This window comes from Shewanella sp. Choline-02u-19 (genome assembly GCF_002836205.1).
GTDB lineage: Bacteria > Pseudomonadota > Gammaproteobacteria > Enterobacterales > Shewanellaceae > Shewanella.
The window spans coordinates 380,016-401,954 of the sequence record NZ_PJBE01000012.1; the positions used below are offsets into that span (position 1 = coordinate 380,016).

The 21,939-nt window shown below is 43.3% G+C and carries 22 protein-coding genes; 13 read left to right on the plus strand and 9 right to left on the minus strand.

What is annotated here, in order from left to right; all coding sequences use genetic code 11:
• Positions 1 to 88: 88 nt before the first annotated feature.
• Entirely contained in the window at positions 89 to 502 is a 414-nt protein-coding gene (locus tag CXF83_RS03760; protein ID WP_101090331.1) for an NUDIX hydrolase, read from the plus strand.
• On the opposite strand, the gene CXF83_RS03765 is transcribed toward CXF83_RS03760, so the two are convergent.
• Entirely contained in the window at positions 486 to 2,603 is a 2,118-nt protein-coding gene (locus CXF83_RS03765; protein ID WP_232775021.1) for a putative bifunctional diguanylate cyclase/phosphodiesterase, read from the minus strand. The genes CXF83_RS03760 and CXF83_RS03765 overlap by 17 nt on opposite strands.
• A gap of 70 nt (positions 2,604 to 2,673) precedes the next feature.
• Positions 2,674 to 2,877, minus strand: coding sequence for a hypothetical protein (locus CXF83_RS03770; protein ID WP_101090330.1), 204 nt, complete (start codon positions 2,875 to 2,877; stop codon positions 2,674 to 2,676).
• A 210-nt stretch (positions 2,878 to 3,087) separates the two neighbouring features.
• On the opposite strand from CXF83_RS03770, the gene CXF83_RS03775 reads away from it, so the two are divergent.
• The 4 genes from CXF83_RS03775 (at position 3,088) to CXF83_RS03790 (ending at position 7,950) form a co-directional block, all read left to right on the plus strand.
• The gene (locus tag CXF83_RS03775; RefSeq protein WP_101090329.1) at positions 3,088 to 3,441 is read left to right on the plus strand and encodes a RidA family protein; all 354 of its coding nucleotides are present in this window, start codon (positions 3,088 to 3,090) and stop codon (positions 3,439 to 3,441) included.
• 574 nt (positions 3,442 to 4,015) lie between these two features.
• Complete coding sequence (gene uvrD / locus CXF83_RS03780; RefSeq protein WP_101090328.1) at positions 4,016 to 6,181, plus strand: DNA helicase II; 2,166 nt, start codon at positions 4,016 to 4,018, stop codon at positions 6,179 to 6,181.
• An 85-nt stretch (positions 6,182 to 6,266) separates the two neighbouring features.
• Positions 6,267 to 7,130: a 4-hydroxybenzoate octaprenyltransferase gene (ubiA, locus tag CXF83_RS03785; protein ID WP_101090327.1), complete on the plus strand. Its 864-nt coding sequence runs from the start codon at positions 6,267 to 6,269 to the stop codon at positions 7,128 to 7,130.
• A gap of 283 nt (positions 7,131 to 7,413) precedes the next feature.
• Entirely contained in the window at positions 7,414 to 7,950 is a 537-nt protein-coding gene (locus CXF83_RS03790; RefSeq protein WP_101090326.1) for a hypothetical protein, read from the plus strand.
• A gap of 5 nt (positions 7,951 to 7,955) precedes the next feature.
• Here CXF83_RS03790 and CXF83_RS03795 read toward each other — a convergent pair whose 3' ends face one another.
• Complete coding sequence (locus tag CXF83_RS03795) at positions 7,956 to 8,942, minus strand: alpha/beta hydrolase (protein WP_101090325.1); 987 nt, start codon at positions 8,940 to 8,942, stop codon at positions 7,956 to 7,958.
• A gap of 209 nt (positions 8,943 to 9,151) precedes the next feature.
• Here CXF83_RS03795 and CXF83_RS03800 point away from each other — a divergent pair, with 209 nt between their 5' ends.
• Positions 9,152 to 10,207, plus strand: coding sequence for a hypothetical protein (locus CXF83_RS03800; RefSeq protein ID WP_101090324.1), 1,056 nt, complete (start codon positions 9,152 to 9,154; stop codon positions 10,205 to 10,207).
• Positions 10,208 to 10,295: 88 nt separating this feature from the next.
• On the opposite strand, the gene CXF83_RS03805 is transcribed toward CXF83_RS03800, so the two are convergent.
• The 6 genes from CXF83_RS03805 to CXF83_RS03830 form a co-directional block, all read right to left on the minus strand.
• On the minus strand, positions 10,296 to 10,874 hold the full coding sequence (locus CXF83_RS03805; RefSeq protein ID WP_101090323.1) for a nucleoside triphosphate pyrophosphohydrolase family protein: 579 nt from the start codon (positions 10,872 to 10,874) through the stop codon (positions 10,296 to 10,298).
• 132 nt (positions 10,875 to 11,006) lie between these two features.
• Positions 11,007 to 11,255, minus strand: coding sequence for a hypothetical protein (locus CXF83_RS03810; RefSeq protein ID WP_145992387.1), 249 nt, complete (start codon positions 11,253 to 11,255; stop codon positions 11,007 to 11,009).
• A gap of 4 nt (positions 11,256 to 11,259) precedes the next feature.
• Complete coding sequence (locus tag CXF83_RS03815; protein ID WP_145991691.1) at positions 11,260 to 11,493, minus strand: hypothetical protein; 234 nt, start codon at positions 11,491 to 11,493, stop codon at positions 11,260 to 11,262.
• 229 nt (positions 11,494 to 11,722) lie between these two features.
• Entirely contained in the window at positions 11,723 to 12,346 is a 624-nt protein-coding gene (locus tag CXF83_RS03820) for a TlpA family protein disulfide reductase (protein WP_101090320.1), read from the minus strand.
• Positions 12,339 to 12,827: a cytochrome c-type biogenesis protein gene (locus tag CXF83_RS03825; RefSeq protein ID WP_232775022.1), complete on the minus strand. Its 489-nt coding sequence runs from the start codon at positions 12,825 to 12,827 to the stop codon at positions 12,339 to 12,341. The genes CXF83_RS03820 and CXF83_RS03825 overlap by 8 nt, the downstream gene beginning before the upstream one ends.
• Positions 12,814 to 14,811, minus strand: a complete 1,998-nt coding sequence (locus CXF83_RS03830) for a heme lyase CcmF/NrfE family subunit (protein WP_101090319.1) — start codon at positions 14,809 to 14,811, stop codon at positions 12,814 to 12,816. The genes CXF83_RS03825 and CXF83_RS03830 overlap by 14 nt, the downstream gene beginning before the upstream one ends.
• A 619-nt stretch (positions 14,812 to 15,430) precedes the next feature.
• On the opposite strand from CXF83_RS03830, the gene CXF83_RS03835 reads away from it, so the two are divergent.
• The 7 genes from CXF83_RS03835 (at position 15,431) to CXF83_RS03865 (ending at position 21,935) form a co-directional block, all read left to right on the plus strand.
• Positions 15,431 to 17,464, plus strand: coding sequence for a cytochrome c3 family protein (locus tag CXF83_RS03835; protein ID WP_101090318.1), 2,034 nt, complete (start codon positions 15,431 to 15,433; stop codon positions 17,462 to 17,464).
• A gap of 71 nt (positions 17,465 to 17,535) precedes the next feature.
• Complete coding sequence (locus CXF83_RS03840; protein WP_101090317.1) at positions 17,536 to 17,964, plus strand: rhodanese-like domain-containing protein; 429 nt, start codon at positions 17,536 to 17,538, stop codon at positions 17,962 to 17,964.
• Between the two features lie 88 nt (positions 17,965 to 18,052).
• A complete protein-coding gene (locus tag CXF83_RS03845; protein WP_101090380.1) occupies positions 18,053 to 18,844 on the plus strand; it encodes an FKBP-type peptidyl-prolyl cis-trans isomerase in 792 nt (263 codons plus the stop codon).
• 46 nt (positions 18,845 to 18,890) lie between these two features.
• Positions 18,891 to 19,607, plus strand: coding sequence for a nitrite reductase (locus tag CXF83_RS03850; protein WP_101090316.1), 717 nt, complete (start codon positions 18,891 to 18,893; stop codon positions 19,605 to 19,607).
• A 54-nt stretch (positions 19,608 to 19,661) separates the two neighbouring features.
• A complete protein-coding gene (locus CXF83_RS03855) occupies positions 19,662 to 20,366 on the plus strand; it encodes a 4Fe-4S dicluster domain-containing protein (RefSeq protein ID WP_101090315.1) in 705 nt (234 codons plus the stop codon).
• A gap of 2 nt (positions 20,367 to 20,368) precedes the next feature.
• Positions 20,369 to 21,316: an NrfD/PsrC family molybdoenzyme membrane anchor subunit gene (nrfD, locus tag CXF83_RS03860; protein WP_101090314.1), complete on the plus strand. Its 948-nt coding sequence runs from the start codon at positions 20,369 to 20,371 to the stop codon at positions 21,314 to 21,316.
• Positions 21,317 to 21,449: 133 nt separating this feature from the next.
• Positions 21,450 to 21,935 (plus strand): nitrous oxide reductase accessory protein NosL, encoded by a 486-nt coding sequence (locus CXF83_RS03865; RefSeq protein ID WP_101090313.1) that lies wholly within the window; start codon positions 21,450 to 21,452, stop codon positions 21,933 to 21,935.
• The last annotated feature ends 4 nt before the right edge of the window (positions 21,936 to 21,939 follow it).

Consider the following 21,939-nt stretch of genomic DNA (forward strand, 5'->3'; position numbering starts at 1 on the left):
CGTAAGTTGAGCTTAGCGTCTATATCTATATCTGTCTTTGCTCGGAGTAAAATGGCGGTCAACACACCTTTAAAATCGGGTAGATTGTATGGCTTTTGAAGATAAGTTTAGGCTAAGTTGCCACGCTGTTATATTACGACAAGGCCCTCATGAGACTGAAGTCTTATTGCTAAAGGCAACGTATGGAACACTGTCATGGGGCTTGCCTGGTGGGGCGTTAGAGCCCGCAGAGACAATTCATCAAGCGCTTATTCGAGAATGTCATGAGGAGCTAGGGTTCACCGTCAACATTAGTTGTTTGACGGGGGTTTATTATTACAGTGCCTATAATTCCCAAGCTTTTCTGTTTAAATGTGAGATGAATGAATTTGATGAAATAAAATTGAGTGATGAACATTCAGAATATGAATTCATGCCCATCTCTTCGCTTTCTGCAGTACAGAGAACGAGAGTAGTTGATTGCATAGAATTTAACGGAATAGTGATTAGCCGTAAGTTTTAATGGGTTTATCTTCTACCCTTTCGATATGGGGTTTAAACTCAATTTGAGCACTCCTTTTATAATGTTCGCCTATCTTCAGTAAATCATCAAACACCACGGGCTTACTGATTAAAAATCCTTGAGCATAATCGCACATCATAAAGCTCAACTCGTCGAGTTGCTCTTGAGTTTCTACACCTTCGGCAATCACTCTGATCCCAAGCGCGTGCGCCATCTCAATAGTCGCAATAATTAACTCTTTGCTAGTGTCATCAGTGTTCATATCTTTGATAAAGCTACGATCAATTTTGAGGATTTGGAATGGATACGTACGCAGATAGCTGAGTGAAGAGTAGCCAGTACCAAAATCATCCATAGAGATACAAAAACCGGCTTTGCTTAGTGCCATTAATGCATCAAGGGTATAAGCATGACCACTTAACAACACCCCTTCAGTGATCTCCAGCTCTAAGTCTTCAGGGCGCATACCGAGCTGGTTTACACTATCAGTAATGATCTGCACCAAGTTTGGATTTCTAAACTGTCTGGGTGACAGATTAATCGCGATCCTGAAATGGTCATTAAAGGTTTTCTGCCATGTTTGCGCTGCCCTCAAGGCGCGATGAAGAATAAACTCTCCCATCGGTTCTATGACCCCCGTTTGTTCGGCAATCGGGATGAATTCGGCGGGAGATACGCTGCCCAGAACCGGGTTGTCCCATCTGAGCAAGGCCTCTGCACCCATGATGCTGCCGTCTCTGATGTCGAGCTGAATTTGGTAATGAACCTGCAGTTCTCCTCGTTCTAGTGCGCCGTGGATCTGCTCCTCAATGGCTAATCGACGAGAAACCTCTTTGTTCATCGCATGAGTGAAGTATGAATATGTATTACGACCAATACTCTTGGTATGGTACATCGCAGAATCTGCATTTCTGAGCAGCTCTGATGGCGTTTCGCCATCATTTGGGTAGATAGCAATGCCGATACTGGCAGTCAGAATAAGTTGACGATTACCGATATAGAAAGGCTTTCGAAAGCCGCCAATCAGATTTTCGGCTAGAGGCTGAGCGTCATCTGCACTGGATAGCCCATCGAGTAAAATAATGAATTCGTCTCCACCTAAACGGCCAACGGTATCTTCTTTTCGTGTTGCTTTCGTCAATCGTTCGGCGGCAGTAATAAGTAATTGATCGCCCGCCTCATGGCCTAATGAATCATTAATTTTTTTGAAATCATCTAAATCAAGAAAAATAACTGCTAGCATCTTTCCGCTGTGTTCCGTTGATTCTACCAATTGCTCTAAACGTTTAAGGGCGAGGAATCGGTTGGGCAGGTCGGTTAACGCGTCATAATGTGCTTGATGGCGAATTAAGGCTTCGGCTTCTAGGCGTTCACTATTGTCATGGAAGGAGATGACCGCACCCATCTTGTCGTTGTTAAACGTCATTGGGTGAGACCAGTATTCGACGGGAAAGCTACTGCCATCGGCTCGCCAAAAGTGGTCTTCTTTTAGGTGGATATCACGATTCTCTTGTTCTGAAATTGAACTCATTATTACTCGCTCATCATCAGGGTTTTGATGAACTAGGCTGCGCATATTGCAGGCTATTAACTGCTCTTCACTGCGATAACCCAGTAGCTTTACGCATTGAGGATTGGCAAATATACAACGACCATTCTCATCGACGCCATAAATAGCCGCAGCGGCTGAATTTAAAATGGCAGAGAGAAGATAATTTTTACTGAGTATGGATTTTTGATTTTCTTCTGCTTGTGCGGAACTCTCTTGTAAGCGGCTAAACATGTGGTTGAGTTCGGCTTCTAACTCTCCTAATTCGCCACGTTCACCCATCTTATTTCGAGTATTCAGATCCCCATTTGACCAACGTTGCACACAACGAGTCAGATGGCGTATTCGTGGAGTGATTGCCGATAACTGAAATAGACTCACGCTGAGTATTGAGATGTTAGCGAGGCTGAATAGCGTCACCGTAAATAAAAGAGTCTGATCTTGTGTTGGCCTAGTGAGAAAGATAAGAACAGCCAAACAGAGTGACATTACGGTGGTGACCAATAAGGCTACCTGCCAAGGTTTTAGTGTGTTTTGTTTCATTGTTAGCATACGCACTTCCTAACTTGAGTTGTAAAAACGGCATTTTGCTTGAAAGATAATCAAGGAGAATGCTGGAGTTTTACCGCCGCTTTTTTAAGAGCTGCTGAATATTGAGGAAATCAACGCGATCACCAAACCAACCTAAAATGCCTTGGAGGGGAGGCTTTTGGGGGGAGGGAGTTAATAAAGTATTTTGAATATCACCAAGCACAACTAAACACCGAATTAAGTGAGTCAGCATGAGCGTGAGGGAAGTATTATTAGCGTTAGCTGCAGAGGTCATTTTAGTCCTTTAAAATATAAGAAATCAGTCCGTGATCACTTGTCTTACTCGGTTAAGTATAGGATCGAATTAATGAAACAGGAAATAAGCAATTGTTCAATGAAATATCTATATGAAAAACAAGTGTTTTTTACTAGTAAATTTACATTAGTTCGCTAGAATATTGTCGATGATTTGAACATAAGCTATTTAACTGGAGTTGAGCTGAATATGAGTATTGAAAGAATTGAAACCGGTAGTCGCATGAGCCGAATTGTTAAGCATAACGGTACTATTTATCTATGTGGTCAGGTCTGTAAGGATGCTGAGCAAGGGATCACGGAGCAAACCAGCTCAATGTTAGATAAAGTGGATGCATTGTTAGCGCAAGCGGGTAGTGACAAAGAACATATCTTGTCAGCGACCATTTACGTTAAAGACATGCAGTACTTTGCCGAAATGAATGCGGTTTGGGATGCTTGGGTGCCGGCAGGCCAAGCGCCAGCTCGCGCTTGTGTCGCCGCTAAAATGGCACGCGAAGCCTTATTGGTGGAAATATCGATAGTGGCTGCTGAAAGGGCCTAATATCAATTGCATTAAAAGTTTGATCATTCAGCGGGAATTCAAAGCCCTGTAGGTAAGATGGGGGATTGAAGCTAATAGTTATTCTCGGCTCTGGCATCCTCGGTAATTGCTCCATGCATGACTCTCGATAATTGCTCCTGCATTATTCTACCTTCGTCCATCCGTGGACTCGTAGCTCCTGAATCTGACCGCCAAGGAGGGTGGGAATGTCTTATGTTGTATGAAACAAAATAGACCATTTAGTCGTATATCCAAAGCCCACAACGAAGCTTAAAGGGCTTTGCCATTTGCTTTAAACGTCGGCCGCACTACGTGAGCTACTCAGACTTTCCACTTCTGCTTTGCATTGGCTCAAAAGGGAATAACCATTTCTTCACTAATGCGCCTTGAATTGAAAAGTCTGAGGCGCTCTGAATGGGTCAAATACTTAATGCAATTGGTATAATACTCCCGCGTTGAGATGACCAGGATTAAGTCTGGTTTTATTTACCATCTCGATGACACGTCTAAGCTTTCACTCGTTAATGGGATCGAGGTTCTGTTATACTGCCAGCTTGATTTTTTGGAGGCAATAATGGACGTATCTTCTTTACTCGACGGCCTAAATGACAAGCAGCGTGATGCCGTAGGCGCTCCGCAATCCAGTATGTTAGTTTTGGCTGGCGCCGGTAGCGGTAAAACTCGTGTGTTAACACACAGAATCGCTTGGTTAATGCAGGTTGAACAGCAAAGCCCTTATGCAATTTTAGCGGTGACCTTTACCAACAAGGCTGCCAAGGAGATGCGTGAACGAGTAGAAAAAGTGGCTGGCGGTAATATGAGCCGCATGTGGATTGGTACATTCCACGGGTTAGCCCACCGCCTACTGCGTACACATTATAAAGACGCCAATTTACCGCAGAGTTTCCAAATTTTAGATTCTGACGATCAACTGCGGCTAATCAAACGTATTCTAAAAAGTCTTCACTTGGATGAGAAACAATATCCCCCAAGACAAGCTCAAGGTTATATCAACGGCAAAAAAGATCTGGGACTAAGGCCGGCCCACATCGATGCGGGCGGCTTTCCGATAGAGCAAAACCTACTTAAAATTTATCAGGTTTATCAAGATTCTTGCGATCGTGCTGGTTTGGTAGATTTTGCTGAGATCTTATTGCGAGCTCACGAGCTTTGGCTTAACAAACCGCATATTCTTGACCACTATCAAGACCGATTCAAACATATTTTGGTGGATGAGTTTCAAGATACTAACGCCATTCAATATGCATGGATCCGGGTACTCGCGGGGTCAACCGCAAATGTGATGATAGTGGGTGATGATGACCAATCCATTTATGGTTGGCGTGGTGCTCAAGTTGAGAATTTGCATAAGTTTTTAGGCGATTTCCCAGCAGCACAAACTATTCGTCTAGAGCAGAACTATCGCTCTACCGGTAATATCCTTAAAGCGTCCAATGAGCTTATTGCTAACAACCCCGATCGTATGGGTAAAAAGCTGTGGACTGACGATAAAGACGGTGAGCCAATAGGGCTTTATTGTGCCTTTAATGAAATGGACGAAGCGCGGTTTATTGTTGGCCGTATTAGCGACTGGCAAGATGAAGGGGGCAAGTTAGAAGATTGCGCTATTTTATACCGCTCTAACGCCCAATCCCGTGTTCTTGAGGAAGCGTTACTGCATAAAGGGGTCGCTTACCGTATTTATGGCGGCCTACGATTCTTCGATCGCCAAGAGATTAAAGACGCTATGGGGTATCTGCGCCTCATCAATAATAAAAATGATGATGCTGCATTTGAGCGAGTGGTTAACACGCCTGCCCGCGGTATCGGTGGTCGAACATTAGAGATCATGCGCACCACCGCTCGCCAGCAAGAGCTCACCTTGTGGGACACTTGTATGCGCTTACTTGAGGAGAAAGTGCTCAGTGGCCGGGCTGCAAATGCAGTGCGTGGCTTTATGGATTTGATTGTGGCTTTGAGAATCGACACTGAAGATTTGTCATTACACCGACGCACAGATCATGTGATCAAAGAGTCTGGCCTTAAGTTGATGTATGAAACTGAAAAAGGCGAAAAAGCCAGAGCTCGAGTAGAGAACTTAGAGGAGTTAGTGACTGCAGCGCGTAGCTTTGTGATGCCAGAAGAGCTCGAAGATATGGGCGAGCTTAATGCCTTTTTATCTCACGCGGCGCTTGAAGCGGGTGAAGGGCAAGCTGATGAGTTTACCGATGCAGTGCAGTTAATGACATTGCATTCTGCCAAAGGTCTTGAATTCCCAATGGTGTTTATGTCGGGTGTGGAAGAGGGCTTGTTCCCTAGCCAAATGGCGATTGATGAAGGGGATCGACTCGATGAAGAGCGACGCCTCTGTTATGTGGGCATGACCCGTGCAATGCAAAAGCTCTATATTACCTATGCCGAGTCTCGTCGTATTTATGGTCGAGAAAGCTTTGCTAGGCCGTCTCGATTTGTTAAAGAGATCCCTGAGCAATATGTACAAGAGATCCGCATGCGCACACAAGTGTCTGCGCCAGCGATCAGTACTCGCTTTAGTAAGCAAGATGATTCGTTTAACGAGTCAGGGTTTAAAATTGGACAAAACGTCAGTCATCCTAAATTTGGCGCCGGCACGGTGACTAACTACGAAGGTAGCGGTGCTCAAGCTCGAATTCAGGTTAACTTTTTAGACGTTGGCAGTAAGTGGTTAGTGATCGCTTATGCACGCTTAGAAAAAGTGTAATAACGCTATTCCCACTGGTTCCTGAATCTTCAGGTAGGATGGGTATGAATTAAAGGCTGAAGACGTTTTAGGAGAGCCTAATAAAATGAATTTTAGGGATAAATTGGATGTCTACATGCGGCTCAGTCGCTTAGATCGTCCTATTGGCACCTTGCTGCTATTGTGGCCCTGCTTAATGGCATTGATGCTTGCTGCAGGCGGGATGCCAGACATAAAAGTTTTGGTTATTTTTGTCATAGGTGTTGTTGTGATGCGCGCTTGTGGTTGTGTGATAAACGATTACGCTGACAGAAACCTCGATGCTCACGTGGAACGGACTCAGTCTCGACCATTAGCAAGTGGCGAGATCAGCAGTAAAGAAGCACTTTTATTGTTTCTGGCGATGGCACTTTTTGCATTTGGTTTGGTGTTGTTATTAAATCCGCTGGTGGTCAAACTTTCTGTCGTCGGTATTATTCTTACCATTCTTTACCCCTTTACCAAACGCTACACCAATATGCCACAGATGTTTTTGGGCACCGTGTGGAGTTGGTCTATTCCGATGGCTTATGCTGCACAAACTGGCACTGTGCCCGTTGAAGCATGGTGGCTATTTGCGGCCAATTGGTGTTGGACGGTAGCCTACGACACCATGTATGCCATGGTTGATCGTGATGACGACTTAAAAGTGGGCATTAAATCGACGGCCATTTTATTCGGACAATATGATCGACAGATCATTGCTGCCTTTCAGGTCGCTGCACTCATCTGCTTTATTATCGCCGGTGTTATCGCCGCTCGAGGTGAAATTTTTAGCTTAGGTATTTTGGCGTTTATTGGTTTTGGGCTTTATCAGCAAAAATTGATTTATGGCCGAGAACGAGCTGCTTGCTTCAAGGCATTTTTAAATAATAACTGGGCTGGACTGACACTTTTTGTCGCACTGGGATTAGATTATTTAGTGTTATAAGTCCACAACGGTTACTCGTGTTGGGTAGCGATACCATCATCAAAATAAACGTCTTCTAATGGAGGCGTTTTTTTATATGCGGCTTTTGTCTTCCTTACAATACATTTCTAAGTAAATGCCATTAGATGGTCACTATTCCTGTCTATACTTACCGATAGTCGATGAACTCTTTAGGACTGATTAGGGTCGTCATAAGTGTTTTTTCAGGATAAAGGCCTATGAAATTGGCTACATCGACGTAATCGTAACAAGCAAAGGGAGTTGTTTGTATGGAGGATAGGTTATGTCATATTGGGTAACGACATTCGATGCTAGCCAGTGGGCTGATTACGAGTTGGCATTACTGATGGTGGCCATTTCAATTTTAGTTATCTGGCTATCGGTATGTTTATTTAAACCTCAGGGGGCTATACGGTGGATTTTTGCGGTCTTGAGCTGCGTAGTGATCAGTGGCTTATGCCTAACCAGTCGCGTGGATGCCTTGCAGTTAAGTTTGTTATTGAACAAAGGCCAAAATATTGAAGTTCTCGATGGCAGCTACCATTATGGACGCTATCATTTTCCGCACAATTCCGCTTATGGCGTCGACTTTAGAGAGATTCATATTGGCGAACGTATACTGAAACTTTACCACTCTGGCTATCTGCAGCATACGCGTTGCTATCGCAATTTTTATAACACTAATGAGTTTGGTGACCAGGCGAAATTACGTTTGTACATACATTGGTATGAACATGATTTTATATATAAAAATGATTTAATTACATTAAAAACACCCTGCATTTTAAGGATTGAAGCGCTTGATGTGGAGGCTGTTTAAAGCCTCTACTTAGAACTCACACCATTTTTTAGATTAAAGAGCCAATAGATCCCCTGTATTGCGCTGGTAGGAAATGCGGTTTCATGGCTGGCGTCGCTGATGATAAGTAGCTTGCTAGTTATCGTCTTGTTTGGCACTTTATTGCTGTTTCTATTCACACTTATGAGGCTATTAGTCCTGTCGAGCAGGGCCTTAAACTGCTGCGCATCACCGACCATGTCAAAATTTGAAAAGCCTCCGTTACCATTATGCTCAAGCTCACCAATGCCAATAAAGACATTAGTCTTAATCTTGCTTAATGCTTCTTGTCGCTGTTGGGTAAGCTTAAAAATCATCTGCTTATGCCACCAAAATGATGGACTACCTAATACGTAGTTGCTAAACATTTCTGGCTGCTCTAGCAGTATATAGGCACCCAATAGCCCACCTAAAGAGTTACCGACATAAGTGCGTTGGCTCGGTTCTGTCCTAAAGTGTTGTTGTATATAAGGCAGTACTTTTTGCTGCAGAAAGGCGACATAGCGATCAGCGCCTCCCGTCTGTTTTTTCCAGCTCTTATCAACGGAAGGGGTGTAATTTCGAACTCGGCTTTTATCACCGCGAAGGCCCTTTTGCCACGATACACCAACTAAAATGGCCTGCTGCATCGCATTTGAGTTCATTGGATATCGCGTTGCACCAGAGATTATCTGAAAAGCATACATGGCATCGGTAATATAGATCACTGGGTAGTGGCTGTGTTGATTCGCGTCTGAGTTGTAGCCTTTTGGCAATTTAATAAAGAGGTCGTAGGCCCTATCTGCATCATCGAGCTGAATCGTTTGAGTACGAGGAATGTTAAAGGGGCTGGCGTCAGTTTGCTGCGCAGCAATAGCGTTGTGACTGTTGGCGATGTAAATAATGACTCCAATGGCACTGAGTACATATCGTGAAAACCATGAAGGGAATAATAAAAATGCCGAAGAGAGAAAAGAGGTTAAAGTGCGAGACATAAATTTCATCCTGGAAAGTAGGTAACTAAATACCTTGTATACGTTGGATAATCAGGTCAGTCAGCATACGCTGAGGCTTAACTATTTAATAGTGACTTAGGTTTAACATTAGCTTTCAATTAATCCGGTTGGTGGAAGGTCATTGCACTATTAAACTCTGAGTTTTACTTGTAGGCTATCATGTTGATTAATTGTAACGAGGAGCCCGTATGCGTCGCAGTGTTAAGTTAAGGCTGAGTTTTTTGCTAACCGCAATCGCTAGCTACGTTTTGGGGTTTAACCTTTTACCCGAGTCGCTGAGCAATGACACAGAGATAGCCATATTGGGTGTTATCGCCGCCGTATATTTTGTGCTGCTGCCGATTCTATATTGGGTTTGGATTATTAAGGCAGGTAAGCAAAAAGCGTGGAAACTACTGCTTATCTTCAGTCTTAGTGGCTTAATGGCACGATTGAGTTTTCCTGCTGAAGTGGCCAGCTATTTCGAATTTATCATGTGGTTTAGGTACCCGATTATTGCGGTGTTGTTGCTGATAGAACTCTACTTAATGGCCAGTATCGCTAAGGGATTATGGCAAGCCCGCAATATGAAGGGGGATCCTAGAGTGCATATCGTTGATAAGTATCAAGATGAGGACGACAAGAAGCGCTCGTTAGCACTGGTATTAGCATCAGAGCCGGCAAGTTGGTATTACGCTATTCCTTGGTTTAGTCGTCAGCATGTCTCTAGTGATAACGCCATTGAGCTATTATCTGGCAAGACTTGGATGTGGTTGTTGATGTTGCTGGGAACATTGGCGATGTCGACAGTCTGCTTCATGTTGTTAAGCCTATGGAGTGAATTAGTGGCGATCATCGTCACCAGTATTATTGCTTATGGTGTGGTGTTTGTGACCGCTAACTATAGAGTATCAAAGCATTACTCATTATATGTTCAGCAAGATAAGTTAGTGATCAATAATAGTATGTGGGGCTTTTTAACCGTCAACATTGCCGAGATAGCAGAGCTGGAAGTTGGAACGTGGGACAAGAGCAGTGCGTTGAACAATAATGGCTCAGCAGAAGAGCTACTGTGTTTTGGTCGAGGTGTAAATGCCAATATAAAGCTTCAATTTAGCCAGCCACAGACATACTTTGGTGCACTTGGGCAATTACCTGAAAAAATTGAACAGCTCTACTTAGTCGTAAGCGATCCCGAAGCTTTAGCGCAACAGTTACGGGTGAAGGAGAGTGAGCAACAACAGGTGTTGACTGCTGCGGTTTAGCACAACATCGACTAGGTAGCAGCTTGAGATCCTGCCGACCTAGTCACTAAATTAAAGATTTTGATAAAGAGGCTAGGTCGATAGAAGACTAGTTTTTTACAAGTGCTTCTAAGTCCGCGGGGCGATAGTAAACCGATTTTAACACCTTGCCTTGGCGGACAATTTTACCCGCCATATCGACGTCTTTGGCGCACTTAGCGATAATGAAATTGCCTTTGGTACTGCCAACGATCTCTACACCTTGCTTAGCGTAAAAAGCGATAGTCTCTGTCAGCTCTTGCTCATTGCGACAGACTTTACTCATGTTGCTTGAATGTACTTCATCCCAACAAGTGATAAAGTCGATTTCACGGTTCTTAGCAACATGTAAAAGCAGGTCAATCACGTAGCTTATTTCAACATGGTCAGATATTTTTTTAGCGCCTAAGTGCACTAGACGCCCCATCAATACATAGACTGAATCGACAATAGCGTCGGCTTGTTCAACGCGGCTATCAGCTTCAGCAAGTTCAGTTAACTCTTCAATTGCCAGCGAAGTGTGCAACGTATCGGCTTTATCATCTAGCGTTGATTCATCTTCAATAGGTAGATCAAATGTGGCACGGAATTGGTGAATATCACCATAAAGATGATCGTAGAGAGGCTGGTCTAAAGCAGATAGTTTCATAAGTAATACCCTTGGCGCTAATATTAAAAAATTGCCGTCATAGTAAAGAAATGGACCTGAAAATGAAAGGTTGGTAGTGCTGTTGAACGTACTCAAGCGCATTTTGTTATGTTAGCAGCTTGGATTTACGGGTTAACCCCCACTGCCTGAAAACAAAAATGCCATGATGGTACTTAAAATACCCACTTCAACATCTCTATTGCTTGTCTGTTGGTCATTAATGTTGTGCGCCTCTTGATCTTCTCTAGCCTCGCGAGCATTGTCCGCACCACTGATAAAAGGCTCGGCAACGGATTGAGTTTGTTGCACGCTGCAGGCAGTTAATGACGACATGAGCAACATAAGAATAATAAACAGGCTTGAAGGTTTAATGTTTATCATCACTTTAGACCTCTACTTCTAGGTGGCAAAGGATTAGAGGATTAAGCTTATGGATGAGTGTTTGCACGGGGTCTGCACTGATATCCAATGCTTGCCAGCCGTCGGTACTCATTATGTCTAGGGCCGTGATACGAACTGACTGCTTACCTGTATCGCTCGACTTGCTTGTCGATACTTCCCCAGAGATCTTGAAAATGCCTTCGGCAGCGGTAATACGACTAATTTTAAACACTTCCATATGCTGACTCGTCTGTGGCATTAAGCGGAACATCACCATAAAACAATACTAGCGGTAATAAAAGTATTGTTGAACGCGCTCCGTTAAACTATCTATCGTTATCTCTTTACATCGATTTTAAAGTGGCATGACAAGTTTTATTTTTAAGCAGAAAAAAGCCCTTTTGATAATCATCAAAAGGGCAGCGCGATAATTTAGCTTTGCGCTAGAGTATAGCGAGGATATCTACTTAGCGTTTTGCGTATTTACTGATGAGTTTCTCTAGGTAGGGTTGGACATCTTTATCACTCCAGTCGAGGTAGCCACGCAGAAATCCAATAAGGTTACCAGAACCGTCAAATACATAAGTGGCCGGTACAACATCGGCTGGCATGACGTTATCGATGTTCATTTCAGGGTCAAGCCATGTGTGATAGTAACCAAGATCATGACGTGCTAAAAAAGCGGCGACCTTATCGCTTTCTTCATCAATAGAAACCGGCAGTACAACTAAATTGTTATTGATATTTGCCTGTTTAATGGCTTCCATTTGTGGGATCTCCTTTAAGCAGGGAGCGCACCATGTCGCCCATAGACTCATCAGTATCACTTTGCCGTCGAACTGCTTTAAATTAATGGAGCCGCCTTCGGTATCGACAAAACTAACATTAGGGACTTGTCTTGCTGAACTCATCTCTATAAAGCGTGACATGATCATCGGCTTTTCTATCGGCTGCCCCGTGTTGTAAACTTTTTGAGTGGGGAGTGATGCGTGTGCTGGAAAAACTAGCGTAAAACTAAGTGCTGCGACAGCTAAGAAAGACGCTATCAACTGCTTAGCATTACAGAGTGGGCGAATAATAAAATTAGTCATGGGGGGAGTCCTGCGTAAGTTTTTGAGGCTTCAATGTTGGCTGCACGAAGAAAAATAGGCCTATTATGGCGAGTAGAACCAAAATTATTGGTATAAACCAGAGTATAAAAGTATGACTGCTAAGTGTTGGCATGTAGCGGATCTTTTCGCCGTAGCGTAGTACCATAAAATCAATAATGGCGGCTTTAGATTGCCCTTCGTCCAACATCAAAAATATCTGTCCTTTAAGCTCACTGGCTATTTTGCTTTGTGAATCAAATAAATTTTGATTCACCGCCATCGGACAGCGTAATTCGCGGGCGATTTGAAAGCCAATGTCCCTTTTTTGTTCATGAGTATAATGTGTCGGTGCTAAAGTATCTTGGGCCGTAGCTGTGACACAAAACAGCAGTAATAATAAAATCAGTGCAATAGATAGTACGTTTTGTGTGAGCAGCTTAAAGCGGAGTGCGCCATTCATAATGCCATTATGCCAATTCATTGGAGTGCCCCCGGTACTTTAGTGTTAGCGAAGGTATCGGCGCAACGCTCTTGCTTGTCGCCAAGACAATGACAAGCCCGCTAAGCATCATGAATAATGCGCCCAACCATATCCAGCTTACTAACGGTTTGTAACTGATCCTGATCAGGTATTCATTGTCATTGAGCCCGCGCTTATTCGTCAGTTTTTGCCCCATAGAAATATATAAGTCACCTAAGAAGCCGCTATGTATTCCTGCCGCTGACATCTCCATGCCATTGGTTTTAAATGTTTGCCTTTGCGGATAGAGGTAAGTCACAAACTGGTTTTGGTTATCCAGCACTCTTATTTGAGCTTGAATGGCGGTGTAGCTGTTACGTTCAACGGCTTGTGTCTCATCATAAATAAAGCTGTAGCCAGCCAGAGTCTTACCTTGACCAGGCCCCATACGGAGTAGCTCTTCGGACTCAAAGTTAGACACTAACGTCACCCCTAGAATTGATATAGCGACGCCAAGATGAGCAAAACACATCGCGTAAAAGCGCAATGATGAAGAGTCTTTTCCAGTGCCTAACTCATCGTCTTTAAAAGCAATTCTCTGAACTAATGCAAGCCCTGTAGCGCTTATAATCCATAGAGAGGAGAACAAACCGAGTAGAAGCCAAAAACTAAATGTGTCTCTAGTTACCAAGGTGATAATTAGTGCCATTAACATACACACAGCCGCTAATATTAGAGGTGGTCGCATCTTGGCGCTATGCTGCCAGTTTTGCAGTGGTGCCAAGCCCATCAGTAAAAATATAAGCGCAGCAATTGGGATAAAAATACTGTTGAAATAGGGGGCACCTACAGAGATAGTTTGTCCGGATATAACCTCGAAAATGAGGGGGTAGCAAGTTCCCAGTAGCACCGAAATAGCAGCAATGACCAGTAACATATTACCGAATAGTATTAGACCTTCTTTAGACAGTAGTGAAAATGTCATTGGCGCAGCCTTTATTGACGTTCGCTGAGCAAACAATGCCATCGCAGAGCCAGAAAATACAATGAGTAGTATCAGTATTGATACGCCACGGGTGGGATCTGACGCAAAGGCATGCACCGATTGGACCACCCCAGAACGTACTAAGAAGCTTCCGAGTAGGCTTAAAGAAAAGGCCATAATGGCCAAGAAAATACTACAAGAACCTAATATGCCTCGTTTCGCAGTGAGTAATATGGAGTGAACCATTGCAGTTGAAACTAACCACGGGATAAACGAGGCATTCTCTACAGGGTCCCAAAACCACCAACCACCCCAGCCAAGTTCGTTATAGGCCCACCATGAGCCAAATGCATTACCTCCGGTTAAAAAGACCCAAGCCAAAATGGCCCATGGTTGAAGGTAGCGAGCATATTGTTGGCTTAACCCACCAGATAGCAATGCAGCAACGGCACCAGCGAAACAGATAGTTAGCCCAACGTAGCCGAGAAAAAGTAGTGGAGGATGAATTACCAGCCCAATGTCTTGCAGAATGGGGTTGAGATCTCTGCCTTCAATTGGGATACCGGGTAATAGTCGCGTGAAGGGGCTAGAGGTAAACAGTAGAAAAAGACAAAACCCTAATATGAGTAATGCGGCGACTGCTACAAGCTTTTGATGGAAATATTGATCAGTGGCTGGAGCACGATTAATGATAAAAGTTGCCCAAATTGCAATGGCGACGACCCAAAATAACATTGAGCCTTCATGGGAGCCCCACACCGCAGCGACTTTATATAAGGTGGCTAACTGTGTATTCGAGTTATTAGCAACGTAGGCGACAGAAAAATCATTAACTAAGAAGCAATAAGCCAGAGATAGTATTGACGATATCAGCGTTAAACACATCAGTGTTGTTAATGGTTTTGTATAGCTGAGTAAATATTCACTGTTTAGCTTAATACCCATAATCGTTATAAATGATAATATAAACGATAAAGTAGAAGATACTATAAGCAATGTTAAACCTATCTCCGGAATCATGATTTTTCCTATGTCTATAATTAATTCAGAGCAATCCATATAAGAATATTATATCGGCTTTACGATAGTTTGGTATTTGAGTTAGGTACTGATGTTACCTATGGTTAATTGTTTTTTCACTGCATTTGAAAACAATCTGCGTTTCTTTTTATAAGACTAATTCAGAATGTAGTTTAATAATGGGATGAAGTTCAAAGTCTAATTGACAATATCCAATTGCTATTATTTTTAATATATAAATGTTGTTTTTGAACTATTTTTAGATCTAAAAATCATAAGTTTTACATCTTAATAATCAACGTAATAAAATCGTATGCATCTGTTACTAAAGAAGTATTTAATTTTTAGATTTAATCATAACTAACGCGTTTGTTTATGTGCTCTAGCGCATGTTTTTCCTCGGGTCAATCAGGAGAATAGCGGTTGCTCAGTTGTTTAAGTCGTTCGGTGAACGGTTAGGTTTTGTAAAAAACATTTTAATGTAGGTATAGATGTCGACTGCGATAAATAACTAAACGGTGATGTTATTTCTTCTTTCGATAAATCCAAATTCTAATGTGATGCGTTAAAGATAAGATGAGAGTTTAAAAATAAAACTGATAATAAGTAGGAGTGAATGATGAGACGATGGAAGCACAAGGTAGCATTAAGCATGCTGTTTTGTTTTGGTGCCATTGCTAATGTTAATGCCAGTGGTGGTAAATACAACAGCGTACCTGAAATGGGTAAAACAGCTAAAGAAGCTATTGCCAATTACAAAGGTACTGAACGTATTAATGGCGTGAAAACGCTACAAGATTATATTGTTCAAGAAGAAGAATTATTCGATTTCTTGTTCGAAAATCATCCTCTATTTAAATATCAAGAGTCAGGTAACTTAGTGGGTGATTACCACATCAGTGATCGTGGCGAAGAGTATTTAGATACTGGACACAGCCCTGATTACAGCTCAATTGATGGTAAGCCTCGTGCTGTACAGTACCGTTTAGGTGCGAAATCTATTTTGGATTATCCAAACAATTTTGTTGGTCCAGAAAAGTGCGCTGAGTGTCATGCTACTCAATATGAGAAGTGGCAGCGTTCGCGTCATGCCCAATCAGTTCGTTTTCCTGGTGAACACCCAGAAGTGGATAACGATCTGAAAAAACCAATGTATGGCACTAAAGACACCTCTATCTTGGCTGACGGTATTACCCCTGACATGATCTACGCCACTATTGGTACTCCTCGTACTAAATACGGTTACATTGATGCTTGGTTAGTCCGTGGTACTTACCATATCGAAGGCGGTTTGCTGCGCGACGGTACCGGTAAAATGGTTGCTGGTGCTAACCAGTTTTCACGTGGGTGGGCTGAGTGGCTTACCGATGATATGGCTAAAAAAATTAATGCTGTTATTCCTGAATTCCCGACAACGTTAGAAGAGTTTGGTGGTTCAGGATCGCATCAGAAAGGCATGAGCTCATACGGTGCTAAATACCGTAAAGAGATGTTGTTCCAACCTGCAAGTTCATATTGTGAAATTTGTCACTCTTTCAAATTTGATTTCCAAAATCAACAAGAGTTCTTCGATGCCTTAGGTGATCCTAAGAAACTACAAGAACATACCATCAGTAAGGGTATTGCTTGTGAAGAGTGTCATGGCGCTGGCGGTCATTTAGATGGTGGTACGGGTGGCATGCAGTCTAACTGTGAACGTTGTCATCAACGCTTCCAGTACAACCCTGCACTTATGGACACACCGGAAGCACAAGAGAAAGGTGAGTATGCCTTTGGTGTGAAGATGAAGTCTCTTTGTCCATCTTGTGGTACTGAAGGTTCACAAATGTATGGCTCTGCGCATTATGAGAAAGGCATGCGCTGTACTACTTGTCACGATCCACATGAAGTGACTGACGGCACTTGGATGTCTGGCATCACCAAGCCAAAGCTAAAGAAAGACTGTAAGGATTGCCACGAAGCACAAACTTTGATTGCTGAAAATACAGATACTCATAGCAAGCAAACATGTCAAAGCTGTCATATGCCAAATATGGGTAGCTGTGAAAACTTTAAAGCAATGCAGTTCCCTGACCAAGCGGGCTTCGACGCGGTTCGTAAGTCTCACATGTGGAAAATTGATGTTAACCCAACACGTAAAACTTTGAACCCACCTGAAGGCGAGCCTCGTACTCAAGGGCCAAAAGCTGGCAAAGGTTGGACGGTTGCTAAGAACGAAGAAGGTCGCTCATATCTCGATTTGATGTGGTCTTGCGCTCGTACCTCAATTTCTGACCACGATGTGGTAGATAACAAAGGTTGTCACAGCCAGTTCCAATCAGAGCTTGAAACCGGTCTGCATTATGAAGACCAGATGGAGATCTATGGCGAAGTCATGAAGATGCAGACTCCCGTCAAAGAGGTTCACGCCAAAGTTGAGCAAGCACTCGAGCGAATCGATCAGCTACTCGAAGTCACCAAGCTATCAACCGAAGATAAGACACAAGTGCTTATGTTGGCTGAAAAAGCGAAAGAAACTGTTGATCTGATTAAGAAAGATGGTTCTTGGGGTGTACATGGTTTCCGTTATAGCCAGAAACGTCTAGATGCAGCGCTGACTTATGTCACTCAAGCGCAAAACATCCTTGACGGAACAGGTTACGCTGCGAAGTAAGCAGCTTAATCGTTAACTATCTCGGCACCCGAATAAGTCATAAACGGTGTCGAGATATAAGAGGGAAGATTATGAAAAGAGTACTTGGTCAAATGCTAGTAACACTGACTTTACTCGTTAGTTCGGCAAGCTGTATAGCGGGTGGTGGCTCAGAGATGGCCTTAGCTCCGCATTACGAGCACCAACTCAATACCATCACCATGATGGAAGTGGATGGCTTAGTGGGTAAAGAGGGCGTTTACTTTTTTGATGTCAACACGTTGGAGCTGTGGGCTGAGGGATTTATACCAGGTGCTATTTACTTCAATGTTAAAGATTGGAAAACGCTTCTACCCGCAAAAAAAGACACCCAGATGGTGTTCTATTGTGCGAATAGGCTTTGCAATGCGAGTGAAATTGCCGCCAGAGCAGCAATGAAGTTGGGCTACACCGATGTTAGACAAATGCCAGAAGGGATTTATGGCTGGCGCTTATCAAACCGGGTGACTGAAAAACCATAATAGATCAATCCAGTGATGAATGACTACACAGATGGAACTGCTGTAATCAATTTAATGAATGACGACCTTATTAAAAGAGATGATGAACATGAAAACATTTGTAAAAACGTCTTTAGCTGTTGTGACGGGACTTTCGCTATTTATTTCCGCTAACAGCATGGCAAACACAGACCTGACTAGCGACGTACAGAAAGAGTCATATAGTATCGGCGCCTCAATCGGTAAATACCTCTCTAGCCAGATTTTCGCTCAAACAGAGTTGGGTGCAGAGGTTAATGTTGAACTGGTTATTGAGGGTGTCGTGGATGCACTGAAGAATAATCCACAATTCTCAGATGAAGAGATCCTCACCTATTTAAATCAGCGCTCAGTGCAACTCAATAGTGCTAAAGAGGCGGCTGAAGAGCGAATAGCTCAACAAAATATTACAGCCGGAAGTACCTTCCTAGCCAATAACAAAAAGCTGCCCGGCGTCAGTGTGACCGATTCGGGTTTGCAATACGAAGTGATATCAGAGGGTGAAGGACGTAAACCAGGCCCTGAAGATGTGGTCACTGTGCACTATAAAGGCTACTTGGTTGATGGTACTGAATTCGACAATTCCTACGATCGTGATGAACCTAATCGTTTTGCTTTAATGAGTGTCATTGAGGGTTGGCAAGAAGGGATCCCTCTAATGACAGAAGGTTCTACCTACAAGTTTTCAATTCCATCTGAGCTTGCCTATGGTCAAAAGCAGGTCGGTATCATTCCGCCAAGTTCAACGTTGGTGTTTGAAGTTGAACTCGTCAAAGTTGAAGCCCCAGGCGAAAACTCCCACGGTATGGGACTTAGCGGCATGGGAATGGGTGGCATGATGGGAATGGACAAAGCGCACTAGTACGTTAAGTGCCTGAGTCGTTATCTAACTAAATTAGAGAGTCACTATGAGTAGTCTTGCTGTTGGCATTGGTTGTTGTCTGGTTAGTGTCATTGCGTGTGTTTGGGGCCATCACCTTCAAGCTCGTCATCTCCAACGTTCTGATCTAGCGAGCCAAGATATTTTGTCTACTGCTAAAGGAAGAGCCGTAAATGGAGCAGTGCCAACAGTAATCTCTTTAGTGATATTAATTGTACCTCTGGTGCTTTATAGCCAGTTAGGCCGTTTTTCCGAGTGGGATAAAGGAGTAATAGACGACAACATTGATTATCTGATCGCCGCAGATATCAATAAAAATGCACGTAAAGTCAACGAGCAACCTAACAACGAAATTGCATTGTTAACTTTGGCTCAATCTTATGTCGATGGCGGGCTATATGCCCAGTCTGTTGCGACGCTAAATGAACTACTTGCCTTTACTGGTGAGGATGCTCAAACCTTAGGGATGAAAGCGACTGCCATGTACTACCGTGATGGCCGCCAGATGAGCATCGATACCCGTTTAGTTTTGGCTAGAGCGTTAGCCCTTGATGAATTTGAATCCCAAGCGCAATTACTGATCGCGACGGATGCTTATCTCAATCAAGAGTATGCCAAAGCGATTGAACATTGGCAGTTGTTACTCCGTAGCGATAGCCAGAGCTTTAATAGAGCCTCAATTAACAATGCAATTTTAAGAACCGAGCAAAAAATAGCTAATCGTTCAGTGACTGCATCTGAGTAAAGTCACACCAATAGAGAATAGGTCGGCAATATAGCTGGCTAGATGGAGGATGCTGTGAGTGAAAATATAGAGAGACGGAGGTTCCTTAAATGCTTAGGAGCCAGCTCTTTGATAATAGCGCCCTTAGGGTGCAGTTCAGTCAAAGAAGAGTCAGATGCAAACAAACCCCATTACGTGATGGTGTTTGATCAAAATAAATGTACTGGGTGCGGTGAATGTAAGGACGCATGTAATGTCGCAAATAATCTACCCGATGGTAAGTCTCGCATGGTTATGGAGCAGTTATCAGGTGGTGTAGCGGGTGAAATATGTCCTCATTGTGGCAAAACAGAATGTAATTGCGAACGCAAATATGTGCGTGTTTCTTGTCAGCAATGTAAGAACGCTCCTTGTGTCACTGTTTGCCCTACGGGCGCAGCCCATAGAGATGAAAAAACGGGCATTGTGACTATGGATAAAGCCAAATGTGCAGGTTGTAAATACTGTATTGGTGCTTGTCCTTATGATGCGCGTTTTATCAATAAAGAAACCGATGTAGCGGATAACTGTGATTTCTGTTTAAACAGTAAATTGATTAAAGGTGAGCTTCCAGCTTGCGTGCAACAATGCCGTTATGATGCGTTGATTTTTGGTGATGCGAATGACCCTACCTCTTATGTGAGCAAGCTTTTAAGAGTGAAGGACTCCGTGCGGATCAAGCCTGAATTTGGCACTGAACCGAGCTTGAGATACATACCAATTGTTAAGTTAGGGGTATAGCTATGGACGGAACTATTGATTTTACCATCGGCTTATCTGAGGGCATTGCCTGGCCTTGGCCGATTGCGGTTTATCTGTTTTTTGCGGGAATTTCCGGTGGAGCGCTAGCCACTGCGATATTTATTCGTTTCTATAAAAAACAGACGACCAACACGCCTTTCTATAAAGCGGCAGCCGTAATCTCGTTTGTGACCATCAGTTTGGGCATGTTGTGTTTAGTTTTAGACTTAACTAACCCTTTGTTCTTCTGGAGGATTTTGGTTTATTACAACCTTAGTTCTGTGATGTCAATTGGTGTGATTGCTTTAACGGTTTATATCCCATTAACCGCGATTGTTGCATTACTGGCACTAGAAGAGGAGTTGCGCTCAATACCAGCACTGAAAGCGTTATTACCGATCATTGAAAAATTGAAAGGTGTGCGCAAGCCAATTGAAGTGCTGGTGTTGATATTAGCGTTATCAGTGTGTGCCTACACAGGTTTCCTTATCTCAGCCTTGATCCGTTTCCCCATCATAAATACATCGGTGTTGCCGGCGTTATTCATTGCGTCAGGGATCTCAGCGGGTGCAGCATCAGCAAAAATGTTGGCAGTGTCATTCTTCAAAGAAGATCTGCATAGCCAAGACATGAAGCTACTCCATGGTGCTGAATGGCCGATTATGTTTGCTGAAGCCATGTTCATTTTTATGATTGTCACCTCGTTAATGACAGGAAACGCAGGCGCACAAAGTGCCTTTGTTGCTTTTCATTCTGGTGAGTGGGCAAACGTGTTTTGGCTCGGGGTTATAGGGATAGGCTTTGCTGGTCCGCTGTTGCTGAACTTTGCCACCAGTAAGTCGTTTAGCCATTCTGCTAAAGCATTTTATGCCTCAGGTGTTTGTGCGGTAACAGGCATGATGTGTTTACGTTTGTTCATTCTGTATGCGGGACAAAACTTTGCGATTTAATAGTCCAAAGTATATGTGACAAAGAGCGAGTAGGTCAGCCCCCAATTGCGCCGCCCCTGCAGGGCTGCAATTGGGTGTTGAACTGAAAGCTAAGTCAGTTAGAAAACAATTATTACTGGAGTTGAGGTCGTCAATGAAAAAGTTATGGGGCTTGCTGTTATTGCCTTTATTATTTGCGTGTAGTCAGGACTCCAGCGACACCGCTGTAGTCGTAGCACAAGCCATTCATGAACATGATCGTTGTCATATGTGCGGCATGATGATCAAGAAATATCCTGGGCCTAAAGGTCAGGTGCATCTAAAAGGACAGCTGGTTACTCCTAAATTCTGCTCGACTCGAGACATGTTTAATTTTGCACTACAAAGCGAAAATCAACGTCAAGTGACGGACCTTTTTGTGCATGATATGGCAACAACGAATTGGGAATCGCCCGAAGATAGCGCCTTTATTGATGCTAAAACAGCATGGTATGTCTATGGTGCGAGTAAAAAAGCGGTAATGGGTCCAGCGGTTGCTAGTTTTGGTACTAAAGAAGGCGCGCTCAAATTTTCTCAGGAGTTAGGCGGCATAGTGCTGAGTTATGACCAAATTGATACCCAGTTACTTGCAGGTGAGTAACCTT